At 62.9% G+C, this 4,730-nt stretch carries 4 protein-coding genes and 3 pseudogenes; 3 read left to right on the forward strand and 4 right to left on the reverse strand.

Features of this window, described 5'->3' with window-relative positions:
* Positions 1-118: 118 nt before the first annotated feature.
* From RM530_RS19125 to RM530_RS18185, 3 genes and pseudogenes are all read left to right on the forward strand, one after another.
* A pseudogene (locus tag RM530_RS19125) lies at positions 119-221 on the forward strand (transposase); the annotation flags it as partial.
* 144 nt (positions 222-365) lie between these two features.
* Entirely contained in the window at positions 366-1,400 is a 1,035-nt protein-coding gene (locus RM530_RS18180; RefSeq protein WP_311366683.1) for an OmpA family protein, read from the forward strand.
* Positions 1,401-1,433: 33 nt separating this feature from the next.
* Complete coding sequence (locus RM530_RS18185) at positions 1,434-2,336, forward strand: hypothetical protein (protein WP_311366684.1); 903 nt, start codon at positions 1,434-1,436, stop codon at positions 2,334-2,336.
* An 89-nt stretch (positions 2,337-2,425) separates the two neighbouring features.
* Here the strand turns inward: RM530_RS18185 and RM530_RS18190 are convergent, their stop codons facing one another.
* From RM530_RS18190 to RM530_RS18205, 4 genes and pseudogenes are all read right to left on the reverse strand, one after another.
* Entirely contained in the window at positions 2,426-2,617 is a 192-nt protein-coding gene (locus RM530_RS18190; RefSeq protein WP_311366685.1) for a hypothetical protein, read from the reverse strand.
* A gap of 69 nt (positions 2,618-2,686) precedes the next feature.
* Positions 2,687-3,475, reverse strand: coding sequence for a pseudouridine synthase (locus RM530_RS18195; RefSeq protein WP_311366686.1), 789 nt, complete (start codon positions 3,473-3,475; stop codon positions 2,687-2,689).
* Between the two features lie 39 nt (positions 3,476-3,514).
* Positions 3,515-3,706: pseudogene (locus tag RM530_RS18200) on the reverse strand (sorbosone dehydrogenase family protein); the annotation flags it as partial.
* Positions 3,707-4,177: 471 nt separating this feature from the next.
* Positions 4,178-4,564 (reverse strand): annotated as a pseudogene (locus RM530_RS18205) (reverse transcriptase domain-containing protein); the annotation flags it as partial.
* Positions 4,565-4,730 lie beyond the last annotated feature (166 nt).

Raw genomic sequence — 4,730 nt, forward strand, 5'->3', positions numbered from 1 at the left:
TAATCCTGCGGTGTGGGCACCCAGGGGGTCTCGGTATTACGGTGCCATGACGCTGCTGTCCGGTTAACGATCATGGTGGTGGTCACCACCCCCGAAGATGAAAGAGACTTCGAGATGGAAGGTGGCAAAGATCACCGAGGAGCTGTGTGGCTTCGAGGTGAGCACCGCCGAGATCAGCCGCTGTGCGGCGGCTGCTGGACGAGGAACTGTCGTCCTGGCGCGAAGAGACCAACGAAGAATCAGGAGAAATTACAGAACCGGGGCTGCTTTATCCTATACTCGCCCAGCGGAAAGGCCAAAGAGCCACCACTTTCGTAATAACTTGTTTGCTGGGAGCGCACATGAAACTAGCAGGATGCCGTCTAATGGGCGCCGTATTGGCGTTCGTCACATCTACGGCCATGGCCGAAGACCCCACGTCCCGCTTCGGTTCGTCGAGCTATCTCGGCGCACTGGGCGGTTACACCTTTGCTGATGACGATCGAGCCGATGACATCGACCACGCCTCCGGCCTGCAGCTGTTCTACGGCAGCTTCCTCGGAGACTCTGCGTGGGGTTATGAAATCAGCGGCGGTTTCGACATCTATGAAACCGATTCGACCATCAGTGTCGACTACTATCGCTACACCGCAGGCGCTGACCTCACCTATTCCTTTGGCGACCGCGACAGCTTCACGCCGTTCCTGATTGGCGGTATCGCCGCCGACTACAACGACGTGCTGCCCGACGACGAGGATGACTGGGCGTTTCTCGCCAATGCCGGCGTCGGTTTCGTCACCGGTCCGCTCACCAAGCGCGGCAAGATCCGTTTCCGCGGTGAGCTGCGTTACGTCTATGACGACTTCCAGAGCGGCTATGGCGAGCCCCGTATCAACCTCGGCATCGAATTGCCGCTGCTGCAGGAGCGTGAAGCGCCGCCGCCGCAGCCACAGGAGGCCAGGGTGGTCGAGGTGCCGACAGGTCTGCTCGACAGCGACGGCGATGGCATCATCGACGACAAGGATGAATGCCCCGACACTGCGGCGGGGGTCCGCGTCGATGGCGTCGGTTGTCCCTTGCCGAAGATCATCGACCTCAAGGGCGTGACCTTCGAGTTCGACAAAACCCGTCTGCGTCCCGATGCCGAAACGATTCTCGACTGGGCCGTCGGCATTCTCAAGAAGTATCCGGACATGCAGGTCGAAGTCGCCGGCCATACCGACAGCCTCGGTTCCGAGGAATACAACCAGAAGCTGTCCGAAGGCCGCGCCCAGGCAGTGCACGACTACTTCGTCGAGCACGGCATTCCGGCCGAGCAGATGAGTGTCCACGGCTACGGAGAATCCCAGCCGCGCGACAACAACGAAACCGAGGCCGGCCGCGAACGGAATCGCCGCGTCGAACTTCGCGTTCTGAACTGACGCCACCCTTGAAGGAAAACAGGAAAAATCACGATGGCTTTCAATGAAATGAAGACACTCCTGGCGGCTGGCGCGGTGGCGCTGCTGCTGGGGCTAGCCGGCTGCGAAGCCGATTCCGACACCGTGGACGTCGGCGGCGATTCGGAGCCGACGCCTGGAAGCATCGTCGACGTGAACGACTGCCAGGTTCCGGTCGGCGACACGTTGTGCGTGCTCGGCGGACCGGATCATGCCGGCGGCCTGGTCGACGTGCTGCTGGCCGAGGACGGTCCGCTGGGGCCGATTGCGGGCGCCATCAACGTCTCGGCGCTGACCGACACGCTGGCGTTCATGCTCGAAAACGACGGCGACCTCGCCAGCCTGGTCGAAAGCCTGATCGCCAGCGGGCAGTTGACCGAAGGGCTGCAATTGCTGCTGTTGGGCGACGAGAACGGAGAAGGCGGCCTCGCCGACATTCTCAGCGGCCTGTTGCTGCCCAACGAGGAAGGCGAAGGCCTCGTCGCCCTGTTCGGCGAAGACGGCATTCCCGGCCTGGTGCAGGCCCTGTTGGTCGACGGCACCAGCAGCGATTGCCAGGCGCCGCTCGGAACCCTGTGCCTGATCGCCGGCGACGGCTCCGATCAAGTGGGTCTCGTCGATCTCTTGCTGACCTCCGACGGTGTGCTCGGCGCGCTCAGCCTGACCCTGACCGGCGACGTCACCGACGACCTCGTCGCCGTGCTCGGCGATCTGCTGGAATCCGACGGAAGCCTGGGCGATCTGGTGCAGGGTCTGCTCGCCGATGGCCAGTTGGCCGAAGGTCTGCAGGTATTGCTGATCGGCAATCCGGACGAAGGTGTCCAGAGCGGTCTGGTACAGGCGCTCGACAGTCTGCTTGGTGGTCTCGGCGGCATCATTACCGACGTCATCGGTTTCGTGCAGGGGCTGTTTCCCTAGGTCATACGGGTGATGGTCCCCTGAGTCGAAGCCGATCGGGGGATATGGGCGCCGGACACGCAAGGGTCCGGCGCCTTTCTTGTGTCCCCTTATTGGTCGACGAAACCCGCGTCGGCGAGTTGCCGCTTGCGCAGATCAATACCGTGAAAATGGCTCGCGTCCATCGCCGAGCAGGTCCGCGTCAGAGGCTTAACGTGCATCACGCGCGGCGTTATGGTGCCGACCTGCCCTTGCCCGCTTGCGGGAGAGAAGGGGGAACGGCCATGCCGCAGCAGATTCATCCTGCGCGGTGCCGCTGTGGCATGACCGTTGGATTCCGGATGGCGACTAATGGCTTCAGGGTCTGATGCTCACCGATCCCGACTTTGTCCGGGCTTCAGAGCTGCCACTTCCTCAGCCTCAAGATGTCGCCAGCTTCCCTTTGCCAGCCGGCCCAGCGCCACCGACCCGATGGATACCCGCAGCAGACGCAGTACCTCGAAGCCCAGCGCTGCCAACAGTCGGCGGATGTGGCGGTTGCGGCCTTCGTCCAGAGTGACTTCGAGCCAGGTGTTGCGCTGACCCTGACGCAGCAGCTGGACGCGACGTGCGCGTAGCGTCTCCGAACGGCCGTTCACGCCGGATAGCATTTGCCGCAGCAGTTCCGCGTCCGCAAGCCCCGCAATCTGCACGTGGTAAGTCTTTTCCAATGAGGAGGCCGGATCGGTGATGCCGGCCGCCCAGACCGTGTCATTGCTGAGCAGCAGCAGACCTTCGCTGGCCTTGTCCAGCCGGCCTACCGGTCCGAGCCAGGGCAAGGCCGGATCGTCGAGCAATTGATAGACCGTGCGGCGGTCACGTTCGTCGTTCGCGCTGACCACCAGTCCGCGCGGCTTGTTCATCGCCAAATAGACCGGCTGCGCGGTGCGCACCACGCTGCCATCCACGCTGATGGTTTCGCTGCGAGCGTCGGAGGGCCGTTCTGGATCGCGAATCAGGCGCCCGTTGACCCGAACCCGCCCTTCCTGGATCAAGGCCTGTGCCTGAGTACGCGAGCACACGCCGAGCTTGGAGAGCACGCGCGCAAGACCGTGGCGCGGCGCGGCGGGCCTGCGTGCTGCGATCGGAGGCCGGGATGTGCCGGCTTTGCGCCGGTCCATGAAAGGCCACCAAGAGCAAGCGGAAAAGTTGCGTGCAGCTTACCCGCCACTGGGTGTGACCCGCCAGATCATGTTGCCGACATCGTCCGCGACCAGCAATGCATCCTGGCGGTCCAGGGCCACACCCACGGGCCGGCCCTGTGCCTCTCCGTCGTCGTTGACGAAACCGCTCAGTATGTCCACCGGCTTGCCGGCGGGCCGGGCACCTTCGAACGGCACGAAGATCACCTTTCCTGCTTCCCGGGTTTCGGGATATACACACGCCGGATGTCCGGCGCGCGATACCCCTGGCGGTGAATCGATTCCAGCATCGGGCGATCCAATCCTACAAGCTCCGCTTGAATCTGGCGGATCTCCCTTGTTCACTTGAAACCCTTCGACTGCTTGCCGGCGGTACGTTACCCAGGAAGCCTCTCAGGACACTCGCCAAAACGTGTCCTGCGATTCCGCCTTCCCCTTTGAGAGATAGGGTCGGCTACTTCCATCAGTGTGATTTCGGGACTATCTCTCCGCTCTCTTTCGTTCCGGCCTGCCAATCTCCCTGTCTACGCTTCGCAGTGACTGTTACCAGGCTCCACGCAGACTTGGTGCGCGGCTGCGAGCTAGGCTTTGCCGCGGTCGGCATCTCAGACAACTGAATTCCATGCACTTGCAAGGCGCAACTCCCCACACCACCCGACATGCGGGTCCGCACCGGGCGGTTCAGGCGACACGCTGGAAACGACGATGGGGATCCGCCAGCGAAACGAGTTGGAGTCGATCAAACCAGGCTTTGGGCACGGCGGCGTTCATGTGGCTGGCCCCGGCGTTCCACCAGGCGCCACGCCCATTGGTCGCCTTGCGCTTCTCTTCCAGAAACTGTGTCAGCCCTGCCATCGCCCGTTGCGCCGCGCGCTCGGTCTGCACATACACGTTGCAGTCGTCCGCGTAGCGACAGAAGCAATGTCCGCGCTTTTCCAGTTCCCGGTCCAGATCGTCGAGCAGAATGTTGGACAACAGCGGCGACAGCGGCCCGCCCTCCATAATCCCGACGCTGAGGTAGCGGCGGATCAGTTTCAGGACTCGCTTGTCCTTCACCTTGCGCGCCATCAGCGTGGACTGCCATTCAAGGCAGTCCATGACGGCCCCTGCTCACTCCTCCAGATTCCGCCTCGCGGCGAACACCCTTGGCGTTCGGCTAACGGCCATGCCGCGAGCGCCACCCTGCACAATGAATCACCTGCGGCATGACCGTTGCCCTCACCCACCGCTCGCA

This window comes from Banduia mediterranea, assembly GCF_031846245.1.
Classification (GTDB): domain Bacteria; phylum Pseudomonadota; class Gammaproteobacteria; order Nevskiales; family Nevskiaceae; genus Banduia; species Banduia mediterranea.

Coding starts and splice junctions, on each gene's coding strand:
- RM530_RS18195 (WP_311366686.1), bottom strand. CDS start 3,475: ATGGACCGGCGCAAAGCCGGCACATCCCGGCCTCCGATCGCAGCACGC.
- RM530_RS18190 (WP_311366685.1), bottom strand. CDS start 2,617: ATGAATCTGCTGCGGCATGGCCGTTCCCCCTTCTCTCCCGCAAGCGGG.
- RM530_RS18185 (WP_311366684.1), top strand. CDS start 1,434: ATGGCTTTCAATGAAATGAAGACACTCCTGGCGGCTGGCGCGGTGGCG.
- RM530_RS18180 (WP_311366683.1), top strand. CDS start 366: ATGGGCGCCGTATTGGCGTTCGTCACATCTACGGCCATGGCCGAAGAC.